1 protein-coding gene and 1 pseudogene are annotated in these 3375 nt (G+C 58.5%); one reads left to right on the forward strand and one right to left on the reverse strand.

The window, feature by feature from the left end; translation table 11 throughout:
- Positions 1 to 1254 precede the first annotated feature (1254 nt).
- A pseudogene (locus AB0J67_RS40035) lies at positions 1255 to 1413 on the forward strand (IS1182 family transposase); the annotation flags it as partial.
- A 195-nt stretch (positions 1414 to 1608) separates the two neighbouring features.
- On the opposite strand, the gene AB0J67_RS40040 reads toward AB0J67_RS40035, so the two are convergent.
- A complete protein-coding gene (locus AB0J67_RS40040; protein WP_363490874.1) occupies positions 1609 to 3147 on the reverse strand; it encodes a hypothetical protein in 1539 nt (512 codons plus the stop codon).
- Between the last annotated feature and the right edge of the window lie 228 nt (positions 3148 to 3375).

The raw sequence follows: 3375 nt of genomic DNA on the forward strand, positions 1-3375 counted from the left end.
GCTGGCACCGGAACACGTGAACGGATAGCACGCAGCACGTGCCGGCTCAGAGACCGGCAACCAACCCGGCGAACCTTCCCGGTCAAAGCACTAGACGCACTTCGCGACACTGCCTAGCGCCGGATGACGTTCGGACACAAGTCCCGGTAGCGAGAGCAGACAACTTTGTGTCACTCCCGCTTCGAGGGCATCGGCACTTAACATCTGCTCCAACTCCACCACTGCGCGATCGAATGGTGGTGTGTAGTTGGGTTCACTGCGGTCGCGCAGTTCGATCTGACGGCGCCGACTGCCACCGCTGCTGTATCCGCGGGGCCCGTTCCAGCCACGAATATCATGGAGCCGGCTGTCAGGAATTGTTGAAGCCCGTCGCCCGTATGTACGAATGCATCAAGGGACTGGCGAAATAGCCTCCCGGAAGAGGCAAAGTCGCCGACCTGCGCCTCCAGCGCCGCAAGCGCACGAGACACGAAGCCTACTCCGAACGGAGCAGCCGTGGTGTCTTCCAACACTTTGCTAGGTAGACCCGAGCGCGGGCCGGTGAGCTCTCAATTCGAAGAGCTCCAATGATGAATCGGGACCAAGGACCTCACAAATGTTGTTCTACTCTATTGCCTCCGCACACAGCGAAGCTGCCCGCTGAAGCGCATCGGGAATGTCACCCGATGCCGCAAGCACTTGGACTTTCATGAGATCGAGCTCACAGGCAAGAGGACTGTACCCCGAATTTCGGCCATGTCTGCCGCCTCATCAAGGAGTGCTTTCGCCGCTGTGTGGTTCGAGTCTCTCACATGGGCAATTTCTGCGAGCACCCGGTTTGCATATGCAAATGCCACCGGATGGCTACCGCCCTTGGCCCCATCGAGCGCCGTACTGCAGACCGCGAGCAAGGTCACCCTGCCCAGCAGCATATGGCGGGTACCCAAACGGCATCGATGTCGGGGTGCGACCACTTTTCAGATGCGACTTGAGCCAGCTTGGTAATCTCGTGGGGGTAATCGTCCATGATAAACCAGCAAGCAGATACGAGTACAGCAGCTCTATCAGGCTCAACGCCCTTCTCGATACACCAGTTAATCGCGTCCACCATATTGCTCAAGTTAAGCCACAGCGGAACATGCCGACCCTTACGAGACTAGGTGAATCTTGCAGTATCACACGCGCATCGAGCAATCCCCACGAAGTGACTAACTCTACGCTCGTTTGCGCTTATCTGCCGATCGATTTGGAGCTGAGCGAACCGCTGCCGACAGCCTGCGCGCCAAACCCGGCCGGGCTTCCTACGCCCGAGGCAGAGCCATCGTCGAGCCCGCCTTCGGCCAGATCGTCACCGTCCACGGACGGAGACTCCTGCGGCGCGTGCCGGACGCCGCACGCGGCGAATGGCGGCTGCTGGCCCCGTGCCACAACTACGCAAGATCTTCACCACGTCGGAGTCGGTGGGCTCACCACGGCGAACAGATGAGCCCACCCACCACCGGCCTCAGCACCCACCAGGCCATACCACCCACATCGGCAGACCAGGACCAGGTCACAACACCACCCGAGCGGCAAGCGCACGGCCCACGAACGGCTCACTCCAGCCTGGACCGTTACTGACTCACGCTCCTAGCCTTGCCGTGGGGAGATGAGCACTCCATCGGCTGCGAGGTCGGGGGCTTCGCTCCCGCGTCGGAGGGTAAAAGTGCTGAGGTTAAATAGGTCGTATCCAGCGTCGTTAAGCGGTATCCACCTACCTGCATTTGCAGCTTGATCAATAACAACCGTTGTTGGACCCGCTAGCGTTTGAAAGCTGTACCTCGCTTGGGTATCCCAATTGGGCGCGGTTTCACTGTCGGGCACGTGCACCCAGACATCATATTTGCCTCCGTAGCCCAATGCGGAGCCGATCTGCCAAGTCATCGCTTGCCCGGCACCTGCCATGGAGAAGAGATACTCTCCTCCAACGCAGTCATCTCCGCATTCGACGGAAGACCAAACGCCTTCCGAGTTGGCCTTCTCTGCGTCGAACAGCCCAGAGTAAAGCAACGTGTTGCCGAACATCGCCTCTTGGTCATCTCGACGTTGGCCAGTATCCATCCTCCCGGCAGTCCACCTGGCAAAGAACTCGTTGAACGTCGCTGGTTTGAAATCTCTCAATACTCGGGGGATTGCAGAGAAGGGCTCATTGACGCGATCCCAAAAGCCATCCTTCAACTCCATAGGACTCCGGTCGTAGAGGTCCCACAGAGCACCGGCTACTCGTCCCTCAACGCCAGGTCCGTCTTGGCACGGGCCATTTCCGCGGCAGACTTCAAGGTCCATAGTATAGCCGTTCGGCCAGTAGAGTAGCGTATTGTCAAAATTGTTGATGCCATTGCTAGACGCGAGAGCTATGAAGCTCGCAAATCCTTCAAGAAAAGAGCAGCTCTCGTCTTCTGGATCCGTAAAATAGTGGTCGAAGCACGACTCTGGCACACCCGGCAGATCATCGCCATAGAGATCATGCATGTACTTGTGCCCGAGTTCATGCTCTGGAATAAACTCAAAGGCCTCTTCCGGAAGCAAGTACATCGTTCCGGATGAGGGATCATACCTCGTGTAGTCGTCGACCATCTCAATGACGACAGGACCGAGTTCTAGCCCACTGCCCAGCCCGTGAGTGAGACGCGAGACGTCGTTGGCGGCGCGATAAGCGTGTCCGACAGCGGTGTCGGCAGTGTAGTTGTTATCGCGCTCGAAAAACCGTCCTATGGGGATCTCTGCTATGAGCGCCGGCTGTCCATCGGCGTTCTTGACGAGCACGGTCCCGTCTTCGCTCTGCCCATACACTCGAAGAACCACGTCGCCGTCTTCGCAGGCGTGCGAACGCATGAACGCGTCTGGCGTAGGCTCGCACCCGTACCATCGCGTTCCGTCTTCCAGATCGTAATCCTGCGGATAGATCATATCTTCGAATTCGAATCTACCCACGTTGTCCGTATAACGGATCACCGGCTCACCTGTGCCGCCGGGGCCAGAGAGTACGGGTTGCCATTCGGGTGCAGCTTCTGGAACTTCGCTGTCTCGCGTAAATGCGAAGACTGCGATCTTGACGTGCTCGAATTGGCGCGCCTCCTCGGCGGGGAGGTGGGCATTTGCCGTCTTGATCGTGCCTGTGATGGTCACTCGGGGTGGCGGGCCATCGCTGCACCAGGACACCGGAGGCAGCAGTTGATTGTCACAGGGTGCCTGCGGCGGCACCGGGAGCGGAACCGGATCATTCATAGGCGGATTTGTGTAAAGCGGGGGTAGGAACGGATTATACACCCCCCCGTCGCAGCTGGCATCCCAGATCGAGCCCGAGTAATCCAACGTCGTGTTAGGAGTCTGAGGAGTCGCCGGCTTGTAACCGAG

The sequence above is a fragment of the Catellatospora sp. NPDC049609 genome (assembly GCF_040675365.1).
Lineage (GTDB): Bacteria > Actinomycetota > Actinomycetes > Mycobacteriales > Micromonosporaceae > Catellatospora.